The sequence below is a fragment of the Micromonospora sp. I033 genome (genome assembly GCF_053890995.1).
In genome coordinates this window covers 1-17,685 of record NZ_JBSSLX010000118.1, presented here as the reverse complement: position 1 = coordinate 17,685, position 17,685 = coordinate 1, and the positions used below count along the sequence as shown (strand labels likewise).

The 17,685-nt window shown below is 72.5% G+C and carries 15 protein-coding genes; 9 read left to right on the top strand and 6 right to left on the bottom strand.

Annotation, left to right across the window (positions count from 1 at the left end; translation table 11 throughout):
• Positions 1-673 (bottom strand): pyrimidine reductase family protein (locus ACW0Q9_RS19435; protein ID WP_456183253.1); only part of this gene is annotated, 673 nt, incomplete at its 3' end.
• 150 nt (positions 674-823) lie between these two features.
• On the opposite strand from ACW0Q9_RS19435, the gene ACW0Q9_RS19430 reads away from it, so the two are divergent.
• The 6 genes from ACW0Q9_RS19430 (at position 824) to ACW0Q9_RS19405 (ending at position 7,499) form a co-directional block, all read left to right on the top strand.
• Positions 824-1,369 (top strand): plasmid pRiA4b ORF-3 family protein, encoded by a 546-nt coding sequence (locus tag ACW0Q9_RS19430; RefSeq protein WP_456183251.1) that lies wholly within the window; start codon positions 824-826, stop codon positions 1,367-1,369.
• A 250-nt stretch (positions 1,370-1,619) separates the two neighbouring features.
• Positions 1,620-2,930: an extracellular solute-binding protein gene (locus tag ACW0Q9_RS19425; RefSeq protein WP_456183249.1), complete on the top strand. Its 1,311-nt coding sequence runs from the start codon at positions 1,620-1,622 to the stop codon at positions 2,928-2,930.
• Between the two features lie 128 nt (positions 2,931-3,058).
• Positions 3,059-4,039 carry a carbohydrate ABC transporter permease gene (locus ACW0Q9_RS19420; protein WP_456183247.1) on the top strand — a complete coding sequence of 327 codons (981 nt, stop codon included), beginning with the start codon at positions 3,059-3,061 and terminating at the stop codon, positions 4,037-4,039.
• Positions 4,040-4,107: 68 nt separating this feature from the next.
• Positions 4,108-4,941 (top strand): carbohydrate ABC transporter permease, encoded by an 834-nt coding sequence (locus ACW0Q9_RS19415; protein ID WP_456183255.1) that lies wholly within the window; start codon positions 4,108-4,110, stop codon positions 4,939-4,941.
• Complete coding sequence (locus tag ACW0Q9_RS19410; RefSeq protein WP_456183245.1) at positions 4,938-6,371, top strand: GH1 family beta-glucosidase; 1,434 nt, start codon at positions 4,938-4,940, stop codon at positions 6,369-6,371. The genes ACW0Q9_RS19415 and ACW0Q9_RS19410 overlap by 4 nt, the downstream gene beginning before the upstream one ends.
• Positions 6,372-6,452: 81 nt before the next feature.
• On the top strand, positions 6,453-7,499 hold the full coding sequence (locus tag ACW0Q9_RS19405; RefSeq protein WP_456183243.1) for a LacI family DNA-binding transcriptional regulator: 1,047 nt from the start codon (positions 6,453-6,455) through the stop codon (positions 7,497-7,499).
• 5 nt (positions 7,500-7,504) lie between these two features.
• Here the strand turns inward: ACW0Q9_RS19405 and ACW0Q9_RS19400 are convergent, their stop codons facing one another.
• A complete protein-coding gene (locus tag ACW0Q9_RS19400; protein ID WP_456183241.1) occupies positions 7,505-8,716 on the bottom strand; it encodes an acyl-CoA dehydrogenase family protein in 1,212 nt (403 codons plus the stop codon).
• Positions 8,716-9,789 carry a phosphotransferase family protein gene (locus tag ACW0Q9_RS19395; protein ID WP_456183239.1) on the bottom strand — a complete coding sequence of 358 codons (1,074 nt, stop codon included), beginning with the start codon at positions 9,787-9,789 and terminating at the stop codon, positions 8,716-8,718. Before ACW0Q9_RS19395 ends, ACW0Q9_RS19400 begins: the two co-directional genes overlap by 1 nt.
• A gap of 150 nt (positions 9,790-9,939) precedes the next feature.
• On the opposite strand from ACW0Q9_RS19395, the gene ACW0Q9_RS19390 reads away from it, so the two are divergent.
• Together ACW0Q9_RS19390 and ACW0Q9_RS19385 are read left to right on the top strand one after the other, a co-directional pair.
• Positions 9,940-10,644 (top strand): amino acid-binding protein, encoded by a 705-nt coding sequence (locus ACW0Q9_RS19390; RefSeq protein ID WP_456183237.1) that lies wholly within the window; start codon positions 9,940-9,942, stop codon positions 10,642-10,644.
• Positions 10,645-10,724: 80 nt separating this feature from the next.
• Entirely contained in the window at positions 10,725-11,807 is a 1,083-nt protein-coding gene (locus ACW0Q9_RS19385) for a GNAT family N-acetyltransferase (protein WP_456183235.1), read from the top strand.
• A gap of 68 nt (positions 11,808-11,875) precedes the next feature.
• Here ACW0Q9_RS19385 and ACW0Q9_RS19380 read toward each other — a convergent pair whose 3' ends face one another.
• The 3 genes from ACW0Q9_RS19380 to ACW0Q9_RS19370 form a co-directional block, all read right to left on the bottom strand.
• The gene (locus ACW0Q9_RS19380) at positions 11,876-13,441 is read right to left on the bottom strand and encodes an aldehyde dehydrogenase family protein (RefSeq protein WP_456183233.1); all 1,566 of its coding nucleotides are present in this window, start codon (positions 13,439-13,441) and stop codon (positions 11,876-11,878) included.
• Positions 13,442-13,708: 267 nt separating this feature from the next.
• Positions 13,709-14,233 (bottom strand): isochorismatase family protein, encoded by a 525-nt coding sequence (locus tag ACW0Q9_RS19375; protein WP_456183231.1) that lies wholly within the window; start codon positions 14,231-14,233, stop codon positions 13,709-13,711.
• A 98-nt stretch (positions 14,234-14,331) separates the two neighbouring features.
• Positions 14,332-15,114 carry an LPXTG cell wall anchor domain-containing protein gene (locus tag ACW0Q9_RS19370; protein ID WP_456183229.1) on the bottom strand — a complete coding sequence of 261 codons (783 nt, stop codon included), beginning with the start codon at positions 15,112-15,114 and terminating at the stop codon, positions 14,332-14,334.
• A gap of 368 nt (positions 15,115-15,482) precedes the next feature.
• On the opposite strand from ACW0Q9_RS19370, the gene ACW0Q9_RS19365 reads away from it, so the two are divergent.
• Positions 15,483-17,685 (top strand): glycoside hydrolase family 9 protein (locus ACW0Q9_RS19365; RefSeq protein WP_456183225.1); only part of this gene is annotated, 2,203 nt, incomplete at its 3' end.

The following is a 17,685-nucleotide window of genomic DNA, read 5'->3' as shown; positions in this document are numbered from 1 at the left end:
GGGCGCTGCCGTCCCCGCCGGTGATCCGGCCCGGGCCGGCGCCGGCGAGCAGCGGCGCCACCGTCAGGCAGAGCTCGTCCACCAGGTCCGCCGCGGTGAGCGCGCCGAACAGCTGCGGCCCGCCTTCGCAGAGCAGCTGGCCCAGCCCGCGCCGGCGCAGCTCGGCCAGGCCGGCGGCCAGGTCGACCCGCTCCGCGCCGCACCGGACGAGATCGGCCACCTCGGTCAGCCCGGGCGGCGGTTCGGCGGTCGCCCGGGTGAGCACCAGCGGCCGGACCGGCGCGTCGGCGAAGCACGCCTGGGCGGGGTCGAGGTCCAGCGAGCCGGAGACCACCACGAGGGTGGGGTATTCGGCCAGGCCCTGCTCGCGGCGCCAGGCCCGGCGCGTCTCGCCGAGCCGCACCGCCCGGTAGCCCTCGTGGCGCAGCGTGCCGGCGGCCACCACGAGGCCGTCGCAGAGCATCCGCAGCAGGCCGAAGACCCGCTTGTCCGGCTCGCCGGAGAGCCCGGCGGAGTAGCCGTCCAGGGTGACCGCGCCGTCGGCGCTGGCCACGAAGTTCACCCGCAGGTGGGGGTGCGGCGCGCGGCCGTAGAGCGCGGCGAGTTCCGGGTCGGTCAGTGGCCCGGTGACGGGTGCCGGCCAGATCCGTTCGATCGGGGTTCCGACGCTCATTCGCCGGCCGGACCGGTGACCGGAGGGGTCGGTTCGGGGGTACGGTGCTGGCAGTCGCACCACTTCCGGCCTGGACAGTCGTCGTGCCGTCGCTCCCGGCACGCTCGGCAGATCATGTAGGCAGCCTATGCCGAGGAAGGATGGGACAGCATGTCGCGTCAGATCTTCCAGCTGAAGGTCTCCCTCGCCGGGGTCCGGCCGCCGGTGTGGCGGCGGGTGCTGGTCCCGGGCGGCTACACCCTGGACCGGCTGCACCGGGTGGTCCAGCACGCGATGGGCTGGCGGGACTGCCACCTGCACTCGTTCGACATCGACGGCCGCCAGTACGGCGAGCCCGACCCGGACGGCGAGCTGGCGCTGCGCGACGAGTTGGACGTCCGGGTGGACGCGGTGGTGGGCAAGGGTGACCGGTTCCGCTACACCTACGACTTCGGCGACTGGTGGGAGCACGACCTCGTGGTCGAGGACGTCTGCGCGGCCGACCCGGACGAGCGCTACCCGGTCTGCGTCGAGGGGGAGCGCGCCTGCCCGCCGGAGGACATCGGCGGCCCCGCCGGCTACGCCGTCCTGCTGGCCGCGCTGGCCGACCCCGCGCACGCCGAGCACCGGATGATGCGGGAGTGGGCGGGCGCCGGTTTCGAGCCGGACCTCTTCGTCGCCGACCGGGCCACCACCCTGCTGCGCCGCTTCTGCTGACCGCGCCTCCGCGCCCACGCGAAGAGTCGACGCGGTAACGATCTGGGAACGCTCCCATCGGTCTATTGACACCCCTGACACCTCCCGGCAATCTCATGGGAGCGCTCCCGTGCGGCGTGTGTCGCAAGCCACACCGCTCGTCGCGGCGGCGCCCCGGAACCAATGCCTCACCACACGTGACCTGCCCGTCCGACGGGTGGGCGCGGGTCAGAAACCACCACACGAACCACCCACCTGAGAGGGGTCAGGGATGAGCGTCATGAGGCGCCGGCTCCGCACTGTCGCGGTCGCCGTGCTCGCCGCGGGCGTTGCTCTCGGCAGCGCGGCGTGCAGCAAGAAGGACGACGGGGGATCGACCGGCGAGGGCGGCCAGGTCAAGCTGGTCCTGCAGACCTTCCAGAACTTCGGCTACGACCAGGCCATCAAGGACTTCGAGGCGGCCAACCCGAACATCAAGGTCGAGCACCAGAAGATGGGCGAGCTGCGGGACTTCCAGCCGAAGCTGGTGCAGTGGCTCGCCGCCGGCAGCGGTGCCGGCGACGTCGTCGGTCTGGAGGAGGGCGTCCTGTTCGGGTACGTCCAGAACCACGACAAGTTCGCCAACCTGCTCGACCTGGGCGCCGGTGAGCTGAAGGCCAACTTCCCCGAGTGGAAGTGGAACAACGCCATGACGCCGGACGGCAAGAAGTTGATCGCGCTCGGCACCGACGTCGGCGGTCTGGCCATGTGCTACCGCAAGGACCTGTTCCAGCAGGCCGGTCTGCCCACCGACCGGGACGAGGTCTCGAAGCGGATGGCCACCTGGCAGGACTACATCGCGCTGGGCAAGGAGTTCAAGGCCAGCGGCAAGGTCAAGGCCGCCTGGCTGGACAGCGCGACCAGCCTGATGCAGCCGTACGTCATGCAGAACTCGGAGACCTTCTTCTTCGACAAGGACAACAAGTTCATCGGCGACACCAACCCGGTGGTCAAGCAGACCTGGGACATGGGCCTGCAGATGGCCAAGGACGGGCTGACCGCCAAGACCCAGCGGTGGAGCGCCGACTGGGACGGGGCTTTCAAGAACTCCGCGTTCGCCACCCTCCCGTGCCCGTCCTGGATGACCGAGGGCGTCATCGCCCCGAAGTCCGGCCCGGCCAACTCCGGCAAGTGGGACATCGCCAAGATCCCCGGCGGCGGCGGCAACTGGGGTGGTTCCTACCTGGCGGTTCCGGCGCAGACCAAGCACCCGAAGGAGGCGTACCTGCTGGCCAAGTACCTGACCAGCAAGGAGGGGCACCTGGCGGCGTTCAAGGAGGCGGGCGCGATGCCGTCCGACATCGCCGGCCTCGAGGACCCGGCGTTCAAGGACAAGAAGAGCGACTACTTCAGCGGCGCGCCCACCGGCCAGATCTTCGGTGAGAGCGTCAAGAACATGAAGCCGGTCTTCCTCGGCGCCAAGCACCAGCAGATCTGGGAGACCGTCTTCGAGCCGCAGATGCAGGCGGCCGAGCGCGGCAAGCTCAGCCCGGACGCCGCCTGGGCGAAGGCGGTCGACGAGGCCAAGAAGGCGACCAGCTGAGTCGCCGGTGACCGGCCGAGCCCACGGGGATCCGCTGCCCGTGGGCTCGGCGGCGGCGCCCACACCCGCCCCAGGGTGTGGGCGCCGCGGCGAGGTCGCCGCCGCCCCACCTCCCGGAAGGACCTGCAATGAGTTCTGCGCTCGGCGCACCGCGGTCGCACGCCGCCCCGCGACCCCCGCTCACCCCGTCGCGCCGCCGCCGGTCGTACCGGCTCGGCCGCTGGGACCTCAAGTACTCCCCGTACCTCTACGTGGCCCCGTTCTTCGTCCTCTTCGGGGTCTTCGGCCTCTTCCCGGTCCTCTACACGGTCTACGTCTCGCTCTTCGACTACGAGCTGCTGAGCGGGACCAAGGAGTTCGCGGGGCTGGAGAACTACCGCCTCCTGATGGAGGACGCCCAGTTCTGGAACGCGGCCTACAACACCCTGGGCATCTTCGTGCTGAGCACCGTGCCGCAGCTGATCGTGGCGTTGATGCTCGCCAACCTGCTGAATCGGCAGATGCGGGCCCGCACGCTGCTGCGGATGGGTGTGGTCATCCCCAACATCACCTCGGTGGCCGCGGTCGGCATCATCTTCGCGCTGATCTTCGCGGACCGGTACGGCCTCATCAACTGGTTGCTCGGCACCGTGGGGCTCGACCCCATCGCCTGGCGGGACAACCGCTTCGCCTCCTGGTTCGCCATCGCCTTCATGGTCGACTGGCGGTGGACCGGCTACAACGCGCTGATCTACCTCGGCGCCATGCAGGCCATCCCGAAGGACCTGTACGAGTCGGCGTCGCTGGACGGCGCCTCGACCTGGCGGCAGTTCTGGTCGATCACCGTGCCGCTGATCCGGCCGACGATCCTCTTCACGATCATCATCTCCACGATCGGTGGCTTCCAGATCTTCACCGAGCCCCTGATGTACGGGAACGGGCTGATCCGCGGCGGCGTGGACCACCAGTTCCAGACCCTGGCCATGTACATCTACGAGAAGACCTTCACCGGGAACGCCGAGTACGGGTACGGCTCCGCGATGTCCTGGTTGCTCTTCCTGATGATCATCATTTTCGCGCTGATCAACTTCGCGCTGGTACGCCGGTCGGTGAAGGGGGACAAGAAGTGACCACCACGCAGACCCTTCCCCGCTCGGTCGCGCCGCCTCCGGTGCCGCCCCGCCGTCGCCGCGGTCGCATGCCCGGCGCCCAGCTCTGGCAGGCCAGCCCGCTGACCTACCTCGCGCTCATCCTCGGCGGCGTACTGTCGATCTTTCCGATCATCTGGTCGTTCATCATCGCCTCGCGGGACAACAGCGCGGTCTACGAGATGCCGCCGACCCCCGGCGACCAGCTGTTCACCAACATCGACCGGATGCTCGCCAACGAGGACGCCGCGTTCGTCTACGGTCTGGTCAACTCGGCCGTCGTGTCGACCGTCGTCACCATCTCGGTGATCTTCTTCTCCAGCCTGGCCGGCTTCGCCTTCGCAAAGCTCAGGTTCCGGGGCAGCAACGCGCTGCTGCTGATCATCATCATGACCATGATGGTGCCGACCCAGCTCGGCGTCATCCCGCTCTACCTGATGATGGTGGAACTCGGCTGGACGGGCACCCTGCAGGCGGTCATCGTGCCGTTCCTGGTGCAGGGCTTCGGCGTGTTCATGATGCGCCAGTACGCGATGTCCGCGATCAGCGACGAGCTGATCGAGGCGGCCCGACTCGACGGCTGCTCCACCTGGCGGATCTACTGGAACGTCGTGCTGCCCGCGCTGCGGCCGGCGGCGGCGGTGCTCGGCCTGCTGACCTTCATGCAGACCTGGAACGAGTTCCTCTGGCCGTTCATCGTGCTCACCCCGGACACCCCGACGGTGCAGTACTCCCTGAAGATCCTCTCGTCCGGGCTGTACCAGACGGATTACGTGGCGCTCTTCGCTGGCACCGCGCTGGCGACCCTGCCACTGTTGATCGTGTTCATCATCTTCGGCCGCCAGATCATCGGCGGAATCATGGAAGGCGCCGTCAAGTCGTGAGCAACCCAGCCAGCCCGCCCGCCGTCGGCGTCCTCGACCAGGGCGCGGCATCGACCTTCCCGCCCGGCTTCCTCTGGGGCGCGGCGACCGCCGCGTACCAGATCGAGGGCGCGGCGACCGAGGGCGGCCGCACCCCGTCGATCTGGGACACCTTCAGCCACACCGAGGGGCGGACGGTGGGCGGGCACACCGGTGACGTGGCCTGCGACCACTACCACCGGATGCCCGAGGACGTGCGGCTCATGGCCGACCTGGGGCTGAAGTCCTACCGCTTCTCCGTCTCCTGGCCCCGGGTGCAGGCCGGCGGCGCCGGCGCGGTCAACCAGGAGGGGATGGACTTCTACCGGCGCCTGGTGGACGAGCTGCTGGGCCACGGCATCGAGCCGTGGCTGACCCTCTACCACTGGGACCTGCCCCAGCCGCTGGAGGACGCGGGCGGTTGGCCGGCCCGGGACACCGCCGCCCGGTTCGCCGACTACGCCCAGCTCGTCGCCGACGCCCTCGGCGACCGGGTGAAGTACTTCACCACCCTCAACGAGCCGTGGTGCTCGGCCTTCCTCGGCTACGGCTCCGGCGTGCACGCGCCGGGCCGCTCGGACGGGGCGGACGCGGTCCGGGCCGGGCACCACCTCATGCTCGGGCACGGGCTCGCCGTGCAGGCGCTGCGGGCGTCCCGCCCGGAGGCGCAGCTCGGCATCACGGTCAACCTCTACCCGGTCACCCCGGCCACCGACTCCCCGGCGGACGCCGACGCCGCCCGCCGCATCGACGCGCTGGCCAACCGGTTCTTCCTCGACCCGGTGCTGCGCGGGGCGTACCCCGCGGACCTGGCCGCCGACCTGCGCAAGGTCACCGACTTCGGGCACGTCCGGGACGGCGACCTGGCGGTCATCTCGACCCCGCTGGACCTGGTGGGCGTCAACTACTACAGCCGGCACGTGGTCGCCGCGCCGGTCGAGGGCGTCGAGCGGGAGGCCTACTGGCGGGCGCCGACCTGCTGGCCGGGCAGCGAGGACGTCCGGTTCGTCACCCGCGGCGTCCCGGTCACCGACATGGACTGGGAGATCGACGCCCCGGGCCTGGTGGAGACGCTGGAGCGGGTGCACCGGGACTACACCGACCTGCCGCTCTACGTCACCGAGAACGGCTCCGCGTTCGTCGACACGGTGGTCGACGGCCGGGTCGACGACGCCGACCGGCTGGCGTACTTCGACGCGCACCTGCGCGCCGCGCACGCCGCGATCAGCGCCGGGGTGCCGCTCAAGGGCTACTTCGCCTGGTCGCTGATGGACAACTTCGAGTGGGCGTGGGGCTACACGAAGCGCTTCGGCATGGTGTATGTCGACTACGACAGCCAGGCTCGAATCCCCAAGTCCAGCGCCAGGTGGTACGCCGATGTGATCCGACGCAACGGCCTGGCCGCACAATAGGCTGGGCAGCCAGTGACGGGCGGCCCGGCGCCGACGCCTCAACAGGTGCCGGGCCCGCCCGATGTCGGAGGAGCACAGACGATGACAACGCAGCGCACGCGGTCGCTCGGGCGCCCGACCCTCGACGCGGTCGCGGCCCGCGCCGGCGTGGGCCGCGGCACGGTCTCCCGCGTGGTCAACGGCTCGCCGCAGGTCAGCCCGGAGGCCCGCGCCGCCGTCCAGGCGGCCATCGCCGAGCTGGGGTACGTGCCCAACCGGGCGGCCCGGGCGCTGGTCACCCAGCGGACCGACTCGGTGGCGCTGGTGGTCTCCGAGTCGGGGGAGCGGGTCTTCACCGAGCCGTTCTTCGCCGGCATCGTGCGGGGCGTCAGCTCCGCGCTGCTGGAGACCCCGATGCAGCTCTGGCTGGCCATGGCGCAGTCCCAGATCGAGCGGGAACGGGTCGAGCACCACCTCACCAACCAGCACGTCGACGGGGTGCTGCTGCTCTCGCTGCACGACGCGGACCCGCTGCCCACCCTGCTGGAGGAGCGCGGCCTGCCCACCGTGCTCGGCGGCCGGCCGGCCCGGATGCTGCACCCGAACGCCCAGCCGGCCTGGTTCGTCGACGTGGACAACGTCGGCGGCGCCCGGCAGGCGGTGGAGCACCTCTTCGCGCGCGGCCGGCGGCGGGTCGCCACCATCGCCGGCACCCAGGACATGGGCGCCGGCCTGGCCCGGTTGTCGGGCTACAAGGAGGCGGTCCGGGCCGCGGGCGGCGACCTCAACCCGGACCTCATCGCGTACGGGGACTTCAGCGAGGGCAGCGGCACCGCCTGCATGCGCCGGCTGCTGGAGGTCTGCCCGGACCTGGACGCGGTCTTCGTCGCCTCCGACCTGATGGCCTTCGGCGCCCTGCGCGCGTTGCGCGAGGCCGGCCGCCGGGTGCCGGAGGACGTGGCGGTGGTCGGCTTCGACGACGCCCCGATCGCCCGGCAGGCCGAGCCGCCGCTGACCACGGTCTTCCAGCCGGTCGAGGAGATGGGCCGGCAGATGGCCCGGCTGCTGGTCTCCCGGATCCGCGGCGAGGAGGTGCCCAGCCCGCACCTGCTGCTGGACACCAAGCTCATCCACCGCGCCTCGGCCTGAGGCGCTCAGGACCAGCGGCGGAGTTCCCGCTTCGCCAGGGACGCCCGGTGCACCTCGTCGGGGCCGTCGGCCAGCCGGAGGGTGCGGGCCTGCGCCCACAGGGCCGCCAGCGGGGTGTCCTGGCTGACCCCGGCCGCGCCGTACCCCTGGATGGCCTTGTCGATCACCCACTCGGCCATCGCGGGCGTGGCGATCTTGATGGCCTGGATCTCGGTGTGCGCGCCCCTGTTGCCCACGGTGTCCATCAGCCAGGCGGTCTTGAGCACCAGCAGCCGGGCCTGCTCGATGCGCACCCGGGACTCGGCGATCCACTCCCGGACCACGCCCTGCTCGGCCAGCGGGCGGCCGAACGCCACCCGGTCCAGGGCCCGCGTGCAGAGCAGTTCCAGGGCCCGCTCGGCCATGCCGACCAGCCGCATGCAGTGGTGGATCCGGCCCGGGCCGAGCCGGGCCTGGGCGATGGCGAAGCCCGCGCCCTCGGCGCCGACCAGGTTCTCCGCCGGCACCCGCACGTCGGTGAAGTCGATCTCGGCGTGCCCGCCGTGGGGCGCGTCGGTGTAGCCGAAGACCGTCATGCCGCGGCGGACCGTCACGCCCGGGGTGTCCCGGGGGACCAGGATCATGCTCTGCTGGCGGTGCCGGTCGGCGCCCGGGTCGGTCTTGCCCATCACGATGAAGATCTCGCAGCGCGGGTCCATCGCCCCGGACGACCACCACTTGCGGCCGTTGACCACGTAGTCGTCGCCGTCCCGGACGATCCGGGTGGCGACGTTCGTGGCGTCGGACGAGGCCACCTCCGGCTCGGTCATGCAGAACGCGGATCGGATCTCCCCGGCCAGCAGCGGCTTCAGCCAGCGGTCCCGCTGCGCGTCGGAGCCGAACTCGGCCAGCAGTTCCATGTTGCCGGTGTCCGGGGCGGCGCAGTTCAGCGCCTCCGGGGCCAGGTGCGGGCTGCGCCCGGTCAACTCGGCCAGCGGGGCGTACTGGAGGTTGGTCAGCCCGGCGCCGTAGCGCGGGTCGGGCAGGAACAGGTTCCACAGGCCGCGGGCGCGGGCCTCCGCCTTCAGCTCGTCCAGCACCGGCGGGCGGGCCCACGGGTCGCCGGCCGCGAGCACCTGCTCGTGGTGCACCGGCTCGGCCGGGTAGACGCACTCGGTGAGGAACGCCTCGACCCGCTCGCGCAGCTCGACCGTCCGGGCGTCGTACGCGAAGTCCATCACTTCTCCCTGACCGCGCGCAGGCCGTGCTCGACCAGCGGCGCCACCATCTCGCCGATCCGGTCGAAGCCCGCGCCGAGCGTCTGCCCGAGGGTGTGCCGGTAGTGGATGCCCTCGCAGATCACCGCGAGCTTGAAACAGCCCAGCGCCACGTGCCAGTACAGCGGCCCGACGTCGACGTCGCTGCGGCCGGCGTACCGGTCGATCAGCTCGGCGCCGGTGGGGAAACCGGCCCGCGGGCCGATGCCGTCGGCGACCGGGTTGCCCTCGGCGCTGTCGCTGTCGCCCAGCACGTCCCAGTAGGTCAGCAGCAGCCCCAGGTCGGCGAGCGGGTCGCCGAGGGTGGCCATCTCCCAGTCGAGCACCGCCCGCACCGCAACCGGGTCGACGTCGGCGAGCAGGTTGTCCAGCCGGTAGTCGCCGTGCACGATCCGGCCGGCGTTCGCGCCCTCCGGCACGCTGCCGGCTAGCGCGTCCCGCAGCTCGTCGATGCCCGGCAGCGGGCGGCTGCGGGAGCGGTCGAGCTGGCCGGCCCAGCGGCGGACCTGCCGGGCCAGGTAGCCGTCGGGGCGGCCGAAGTCGGCCAGCCCGACCGCGGCCGGCTCGACCATGTGCAGCCCGGCGAGGGTGTCCATCATCGCCATGGCCAGGTCGCGCCGCTGGCCGGCGGTGAGCGCATCGGTCTGTTCCCGGCGCCGGTAGACCTCGCCGTCGACCTTCTCCATCAGGTAGAACGGCGCGCCGATCACGTCGGCGTCGGCGCAGAGCAGCAGCGCCCCGGGGACCGGCACCGCGGTGGGCGCGAGCGCGGAGATCACCCGGTACTCCCGGGCCATGTCGTGCGCGGTGGCCAGCACGTGCCCGAGCGGCGGCCGGCGCAGCACCACCTCGCGGTCGCCGGCGCGCAGCAGGTAGGTCAGGTTGGACTTGCCCCCGGCGATCAGCCACGCCGACAGCGGCCCGGCCAGCCCGGGCCGGTGCGCGGCCAGATACGCGGCGAGCCGGTCGAGGTCGAGCCCGCGCGGGGCCGTACCGGCCGCATGCTGGGGTGCGTGGACGGCCGGATCGGTCATCCGGTTAGTTGATGGCAGCTCGGCTTTGTTGTCAAGGTGGGATGTTCCCGGCGGGACATGCCGCTGCAACGGGGGCGAAATGGTCAACCGGCAGGCTGGGGCCCAGCCTGCCGGCCGTCACGGCCGGCCCGCCGAGCGGAGGGACCAGACATGCTGCTGAGAGTTCGGGTGACCCTGCCGGACCGACCGGGCACGCTCGGCCAGGTGGCCCGGACGCTCGGCGTCTCCGGCGCGGACATCGTCCAGGTGGTGGTGCTGGAGCGGCTCGGCGGCCGGGCGGTCGACGATTTCACCGTGGTCTGGCCGGGCGCGGCACGGGTGGAGCGCCTGCTCGCCGGCCTGGCCGCGATCCCCGGCGTCCGGGTGGACGGGGTGTGGCGGGCGATCGGCGCGCCGACCACCACGGGCCAGGACGCCGAGCTGCTCGCCCAGGTCGCGGCGAACCCGACCGACGGGGTGGCCACCCTTGTCGACGCGGTGCCCGGCCTGCTCGCCGCGGACTGGGCGGTGGCCGCGGTGGTCCCGCTGGACTGGGCGGCGCGCAGCGGCGGCGCCGGTGCGGCGGCGGTCGGGCACGCGAGCTGGCGCGCCCCGGTCCCGCCCCGGCTGCCGGAGGTGACCCCGCTGCGGGCCCGGGCGATGACCACCCCGGACGGGCGCCACTACGCGGTCGCGCCGTTCGGCCGGGCCGGCCTCGTGCTGGTGGTGGCGCGGGACCACACGGAGCCGCTCGCCGCCGCCGCGTTCCACTCCACCGAGGTGGACCGGCTCGCCCAGCTGGTCCGCGCCGGCGCGGTGATCCTCGGCGACCGGCTGGACCTGGTCGGCGCCTCGCCCGTGACCACCATCACCTGACCGCTCCCACCGTTTCACCCGTGGGCAACGGGGGCGCAACAGGCAGCCGGCAGGGTCGACGGTGAGGAAGGGAGCGAACCATGGCGCTGTGGCGGATCCGTGCCACCGTGGACGACCGGCCGGGCTACCTGTCGGTGCTCACGGCGAGCCTCGCGTTGCGTGGGGTCAACATCCTCACCGTCCAGGTGCACACCACCGAGGTGGGGGCGGTCGACGACTTCCTGGTCGACGCGCCCGACCGGCTCACCGAGGCCGACCTGCGGGCGGCCGTCGAGCGGGGTCGGGGCCGGAACTGCTGGGTCGCGCGCAGCGAGGCGCGCGGGCTGGCCGACCAGCCGACCCGGGTGCTCGGCCTGGCCGGCCGGCTGGTCCGGGACCCGGACGCGGCCGGCGAGACACTCCGCGTCCTGCTCGGCGCGGACGCGGTGACCTGGCGGCCGACGCCGGCCGCACCGCTCGGCGGGGCGGACGAGACCACGATGCTGCTGGCCGACCCGGCCGGCGGCTCGTACGAGCTGCGCCGGCGGGAGCCGAGCTTCACCCCGGCCGAGTACGCCCGCGCCCAGGCCCTGGTCGAGCTGGCCGCCACGGTGGCCCGTCGGGACACCGACCGGGTCACCCTGGTGCTGCCCGACGCGGCCGAGGTGCTGGTCCGGCCGGCCGCCGCCGACGACCTGCCGGGCGTGCTGGAGCTGCACGCGGGGTGTTCGGCCCGGAGCCGGCAGCGGCGCTACCTGAGCGGGGCACAGCCGGCGCCGGCCCGGCTGCGCCGGCTGCTCGAACCGGCCCGGGGGCTGACCCTGGTCGCCACGGACGGGCTCGGCGGTGCGGCGGCGCCGGTGGTGGCGATGGCCAACCTGCTGGGCGAGGGCGACGAGGCGGAGGTGGCGTTGCTGGTACGCGACGACTGGCAGCGCCGGGGCCTCGGCTCGGCCCTGCTGCGGCGCCTGCTCGGGCACGCCGACCGGGCGGGCTTCGCCGCCGTGCTGCTGCACGTGCAGGCCGAGAACACGCCGATGCTGCGCACCGTACGCGGGCTGGACCGGCCCACCTCGACCGAGCGGGACGGCAGCCTGCTGACCGTCACGGTGCCGCTGGCCCCCCGTCGGTCCGGGGTGCCGCGGCAGGCCGACGCGACGGCGCGGGCACGGCGGGCGTACTGACTCCACGGGACGGTGACACGGCAGGGCCCCGGTGCGGGGGCCCTGCCCGTGCCCGGGCCGGCGGACGGTCAGGTGGCCGGGTAGCTGCTGTAGTCCGGGAAGTTACCGTAGAGCCGCCCGTCGCCGCCCACGGTGACCGCCTGCACCAGCAGGTCACCGCCGACGAAGGCGCCCTTCCAGGACGCGCCCCGGCCGCCGAACGGCTCCTCCCGGTCGCCGCGGGAGCGGGGCTTGTTGATGCCCACCTTGAACGCCTGGAGGTCGACCGCGAGCTTGCCGGCCAGCTCCTCGTCGTCGCAGGCCAGCGACGCGACCAGCGCGCCGTTGGAGGCGTTCATCTGGGCCAGCAGCTCGTCGGTGGTGTCCACCACGACGATGGTGTCGACCGGGCCGAACGGCTCGGCGTGCATGAGCCGGGACCGGCCGGGCGGGGCGAGCAGCACCGCCGGCGCCACGTACGCGGAGGTGTCCTGCCCGTCGAGGAAGGGCGCGCCGTCGAGCTTGCCCCGGTGCAGCGGCACCGCCCCGCCGCGGACCGCCTCGTCGACCTTGCGGCGCAGCTCCTCGGCCTTGGCCGCGCTGATCAGCGGGCCGAAGTCCAGCTCGGGCAGCGGGTCGCCGGCCGACCAGTCGTCCCCGACGGCCAGCGGGTGTCCGAACCGGACGGAGCGCACCACCGGCAGGTAGACGTCGAGGAACTCGTCGACCAGGTCGCGCTGGACCACGAACCGCGGGTACGCGGTGCAGCGCTGCTTGCCGTACTCGAAGCCCTTCTTCAGGTGCGTGGCGAGCAGGTCCCACTGAGAGAAGTTCCAGATGCCCCAGGCGTTGAGGCCCTCCTGCTCGATGAAGTGCCGCTTGTCGGAGTCGAGCAGCGCGGCGGCGACCTTGCCGCCGTTGGAGCGGCCGCCGACGAACGCCACCGCGCCGATCTCCGGGGCCCGGACCAGGACCTCGGAGAGCTCCTCGCCGCTGCCGGAGAGCAGGGTGGCGGGCAGCCCGGCGCGGCGCATGAGCGCGTGCGCGACGGTGAGGCAGACCGCCCCGCCCTGGGACGGGGTCTTGGCGATCACCGCGTTTCCGGCGAGCAGTTGCACCAGTTCGGCGTGGACGAGCACGCTCATCGGGTAGTTCCAGGAGGCGATGTTGCTGACCGGGCCGGGCAGCGGCTCACGGCCGTCGGCGAGCATCCGGTCGATCTCCTGCACGTACCAGCGGACGCCGTCCAGCGCGCGGTCGACGTCGGCGCAGGCCAGCCGCCACGGCTTGCCGATCTCCCAGACCAGCAGCAGGGCGAGCAGGTCACGGTGGGCGGTGAGGGCGTCCAGGGCGTCGTCGACCCGGGCCTTGCGCTCGGCGAGCGGGGTCCGTGCCCACTCCCGGTGCGCGGCGGCGGCGTGCGCGACCGCGCCGCGCGCCGCCTCGGCGTCGAGGCGGGCCAGGTTGACCAGGACCGTGTTGTCGACCGGGGTGCGTACCGGGCTCGGCGTGCCGACCGCCCGCCACCCGCCCTCGACGAGGTTGTGCAGGGTGGCGACGCCGTCGGGCGCGGAGCCGAAGGCCTCCGGGGCGGCGGCCACCGCGCGGGCCAGGGTGTCGGACCAGGAGGTGCCGTCGGCGAGTCTGAGAGCCATCGCAATCTCCTCAGGGTTGTCCGGGGGAGCGGCGGCGTCGATGGCACCGCTGGTGTCGCGTACTGTCCCGCGCGGCCGAGCGCGCGGGCAACCGTACGCTCGTATGCCAGGACGCCCGTCCCGCCGCCGCGACACGTCGCGGCCCGTGCGGTGCCGGCTTGACCTGGGGGTACGCGGGAAGTCTATAGAAGGATGTCGATTATGTGATCCAGCTCCGGGCGTCGTCGACCGGGTTACCCGTCAGTACGGATCGCGCCGCCGGCCGGTTCAACCCCGCAGCGCGGCGATCGCCTCCGCGGTCGTGCAGACGGTGCCGAGCCGGGGGAAGACGTAGTCGACCGCGAACTCGTGGGCGTGCGCGTCCAGACCGGACATCGCGTCGTGCGGCAGCACCACCCGGTAGCCGATCTCCTCGCCGATCCGGGCGGTCTGCTCGACGCCGAAGTTGGTCGCCAGCCCGCCGATCACGAGGGTGTCCACCCCGCGCGCCCGCAGCGCGGCGTCGAGCCCGGTCTCGTGGAAGGCGCCCCAGCTGTGCTTGACCACCGCCAGGTCGCCGTCGCGGGGCGCCACCTCGGGCAGCAGCTCGCTCCCCGGCGGCTGGGGATCGGGGCCGGGCCGGTCCGCACGGACCACCACCACGGTGGCCCCGGCGGCGCGGGCGGCCTCGGCGAGGGCGAGGCAGCGTTCGACCACCTCCGGGCCGGTGTGCGGGGCGGTCGGCAGGTCGACGATGCGCCGCTGGAGGTCGATCAGGACGACGGCGGTGCGGGTCGGGTCGAGAACGTCCACCGCAAGATCATATCGAGGGTGGGCCGTCGCGGCCGTCCCGAAAAGCGGAACCGGCCGCCGGACCGAGGTCCGACGGCCGGTTCCGGCCGTTGTTCCGCTCAGCTGGTGAAGGTGATCTTGTCCCGGCGGCGACGCAGCGCCATCAGGAGGACACCGCCGCCGATCAGGGCGAGACCGGTGAGCGAGATGCTGGTCGCGGCCACGCCGGTGAGCGGCAGGCCGCCCTCGGTGCCGCTGCCGCCGCCCTGGCCGCCGCCGACCGAGGTGCCCGGCGCCGGGGTGCCCGACGGGTTCTCGGACGGGTTCTCCGAGCCGCCCGGCGTCGGGGTCGGTGTCTCCTCGCCCGGGTTGGACGGCGTCGGCGTCGGGCTCTGTGACGACTCGCACGGCTGCAGCCAGAAGACCTTGTGCTTGTCGTCGAACGCCTTGCCGTCGGTCAGGTCCACGTCGAGCTTGATGTGGTAGCCCTGCTGCGGCTGGAGCTTCAGCCCCGTCAGGTCGAGGTCCTTCGAGGAGAGCTTGATGACCTCGTCGTGGTCGTTCTCCGCGCCGGAGGCCGGGTCGGTGCTGATCACCACGTCGTTCTTCGACCAGACGACCTTGTCCTTGGGGCTGGCCGACGGCGCCTGCGCCCAGAGCGTGATGTTCGCCTTCTGGTCCTCGTCGAAATTGAAGAACTCCAGCTCGAACTCGCAGGTGACGTGCGGCTGGTTGTCGACCTTGTCGGTGAACTCGACGCCGTCGATCTTGACGGTGCCGTTGTCGCCCTTGGGGTTGTGCGGGTTGCCGGTGGCCCAGGCCGGGGCGGCCACCAGCCCGAGCATGGCCGTGGCGGCGGCTGCGGTGAGGGCCGCGCGCGCCACGTGCCGACGCTGTGGCATGAGGAATCCTCCGAGATCGGGAGAGGGGACGGCACATGATCGCATGCCGGCACCTCTCCGGCGACATCGGACGAACGGTCTGAGCTGCGCCGATGTCCCGCGCCGAGACCGAAAACCGGGCCGGTTCGAGCCACTTCCGGGGCGTGTCGGCGTAACGCGGAAGGCGAGTTCGGCGCTCCGGTGCTTCCGAGCCCGGCTGACCGTCCGTCTTCACAAACCGGCGACGACGAGATTACATTGTCGATTATCCATGGGAGCGCTCCCGCGCCTCCACGGGCACCCACCACCACTGCCGCCGGCAGCCGGACCACCGACGCCGTCCGCGTCCGGTCCGGCTGCCGCGCGGCGCCCACCACCAGGAGCTCGCCATGTCCCGTCCGACCCCGCCACCTCGTGGCCGGTCCCGGCTCCGCAGGCTGCTCGCCGCCGGCGCCGCACTGGCCGCCGGCCTGGCCGCGGCCGTCACCGTCCCACCGCCCGCGCCGGCCGCCGCCGCGCCGGCCTTCAACTACGCCGAGGCCTTGCAGAAGTCCCTGTTCTTCTACGAGGCGCAGCAGTCCGGGAAGAAGCCCGCCTGGAACCGGGTCTCCTGGCGGGGCGACTCGGCGCTCACCGACGGCGCGGACGTCGGCCTCGACCTCACCGGCGGCTGGTACGACGCCGGCGACCACGTGAAGTTCGGCTTCCCCATGGCGTTCAGCGCCACCATGCTGGCCTGGGGCGCGGTCGAGTACCGCGACGGCTACACCGCCTCCGGCCAACTGCCGCACCTGCTCAACAACCTGCGGTGGGTGAACGACTACTTCGTGAAGGCGCACCCCGCCCCCAACGTCCTCTACGGACAGGTCGGCAAGGGCGACGACGACCACAAGTGGTGGGGACCGGCCGAGGTGCTGCCGATGGCGCGGCCCGCGTACAAGATCGATGCGAGCTGTGGCGGCGCGGACCTGGCGGGGGAGACGGCGGCCGCCATGGCCGCCTCGTCGATCGTCTTCCGCCCGACCGACGCCGCCTACGCCGACAAGCTGCTCGGCCACGCGAAGCAGCTCTACACCTTCGCCGACACGGTGCGGAAGAGCTACCACGAGTGCATCACCGACGCGACAAGCTTCTACCGGTCGTGGAGCGGGTGGCAGGACGAGCTGGTCTGGGGTGCGGTCTGGCTCTACCGCGCCACCGGCGACGCCGCCTACCTGACCAGGGCGGAGAGCGAGTACGACCGGCTCGGCACCGAACCGCAGTCCACCACCCGCTCCTACAAGTGGACCATCGCCTGGGACAACAAGCAGTTCGGCACGTACGTGCTGCTGGCCAACCTGACCGGCAGGCAGAAGTACGTCGACGACGCCAACCGCTGGCTCGACTACTGGACCGTCGGCGTCAACGGGCAGCGCGTGCCCTACTCGCCCGGCGGCATGGCCGTCCTCGACTCCTGGGGCGCCCTGCGCTACGCCGCCAACACCGCCTTCGCCGCGCTGGTCTACAGCGACCGGACGGGTGACGCCACCCGCAAGGCGCGCTACCACGACTTCGCCGTCCGGCAGATCAACTACGCGCTCGGCGACAACCCGCGCAACTCCAGCTACGTGATCGGCTTCGGGGCGAACTCGCCGAAGAACCCCCACCACCGCACCGCGCACGGCTCCTGGTGGGACAGCCAGACCGTGCCCACCGAGACCCGGCACGTGCTCTACGGCGCACTGGTCGGCGGCCCGTCCTCGGCCAACGACGCCTACACCGACAACCGCTCCGACTACGTCATGAACGAGGTCGCCACCGACTACAACGCCGGCTTCACCTCCGCCCTCGCCCGGCTGGCCTCCGAGTACGGCGGCAGCCCACTGGCCGGCTTCCCGACCGCCGAGCAGCCCGACCTGGACGAGCTGACCGTCGAGACCACCGTGATGCAGGCCGAGCCCCGGGCCACCGGGCTCAAGGCGATCATCTACAACAAGTCGGCCTTTCCGGCCCGGGCGCTGACCACCGCGAAGTTCCGCTACTACTTCCGCCCCGACGGCACCGGCCCGGTGCAGGTCACCCCCGGCTACACCCAGGGCTGCCCGTCGCCCACCACGGCCAGGCAGTTCTCCGGCGACATCTGGTACGTCGAGGTCGACTGCACCGGCCACACCATCGCGCCGGCCGGGCAGTCGCAGCACCGGATGGAGGTGCAGTTCAAGGTCGGCGTGCCGGAGGGCGGCATCTGGGACCCCGGCAACGACCCCTCCTACCAGGCGACCGCCGGCCCCAACCGGAAGGTGCCGCTCTACTCGGGCGGGACGCGGGTCTGGGGCGAGGAGCCCGGACCGGCCACCCCGGACACCACCGCGCCGACCGTGCCCGGCACGCCGGTCGCCTCGGCCGTCACCGCCACCGGCCTCACCCTGACCTGGCCCGCCTCCACCGACACCGGCGGCAGCGGCCTGGCCGGCTACGAGGTCACCCGGGCGCAGACGGGCAGCGACGCGCTCGTGCTGACCGAGGCCACGACCAACACCCTGGCGGTGACCGGGCTGCTGCCCGAGCGGACGTACCAGTTCACGGTGCGTGCCCGCGACGGCGCCGGCAACC

Coding starts and splice junctions, on each gene's coding strand:
- ACW0Q9_RS19430 (WP_456183251.1), top strand. CDS start 824: ATGTCGCGTCAGATCTTCCAGCTGAAGGTCTCCCTCGCCGGGGTCCGG.
- ACW0Q9_RS19425 (WP_456183249.1), top strand. CDS start 1,620: ATGAGCGTCATGAGGCGCCGGCTCCGCACTGTCGCGGTCGCCGTGCTC.
- ACW0Q9_RS19420 (WP_456183247.1), top strand. CDS start 3,059: ATGAGTTCTGCGCTCGGCGCACCGCGGTCGCACGCCGCCCCGCGACCC.
- ACW0Q9_RS19415 (WP_456183255.1), top strand. CDS start 4,108: ATGCCCGGCGCCCAGCTCTGGCAGGCCAGCCCGCTGACCTACCTCGCG.
- ACW0Q9_RS19405 (WP_456183243.1), top strand. CDS start 6,453: ATGACAACGCAGCGCACGCGGTCGCTCGGGCGCCCGACCCTCGACGCG.
- ACW0Q9_RS19400 (WP_456183241.1), bottom strand. CDS start 8,716: ATGGACTTCGCGTACGACGCCCGGACGGTCGAGCTGCGCGAGCGGGTC.
- ACW0Q9_RS19395 (WP_456183239.1), bottom strand. CDS start 9,789: ATGACCGATCCGGCCGTCCACGCACCCCAGCATGCGGCCGGTACGGCC.
- ACW0Q9_RS19390 (WP_456183237.1), top strand. CDS start 9,940: ATGCTGCTGAGAGTTCGGGTGACCCTGCCGGACCGACCGGGCACGCTC.
- ACW0Q9_RS19385 (WP_456183235.1), top strand. CDS start 10,725: ATGGCGCTGTGGCGGATCCGTGCCACCGTGGACGACCGGCCGGGCTAC.
- ACW0Q9_RS19380 (WP_456183233.1), bottom strand. CDS start 13,441: ATGGCTCTCAGACTCGCCGACGGCACCTCCTGGTCCGACACCCTGGCC.
- ACW0Q9_RS19370 (WP_456183229.1), bottom strand. CDS start 15,114: ATGCCACAGCGTCGGCACGTGGCGCGCGCGGCCCTCACCGCAGCCGCC.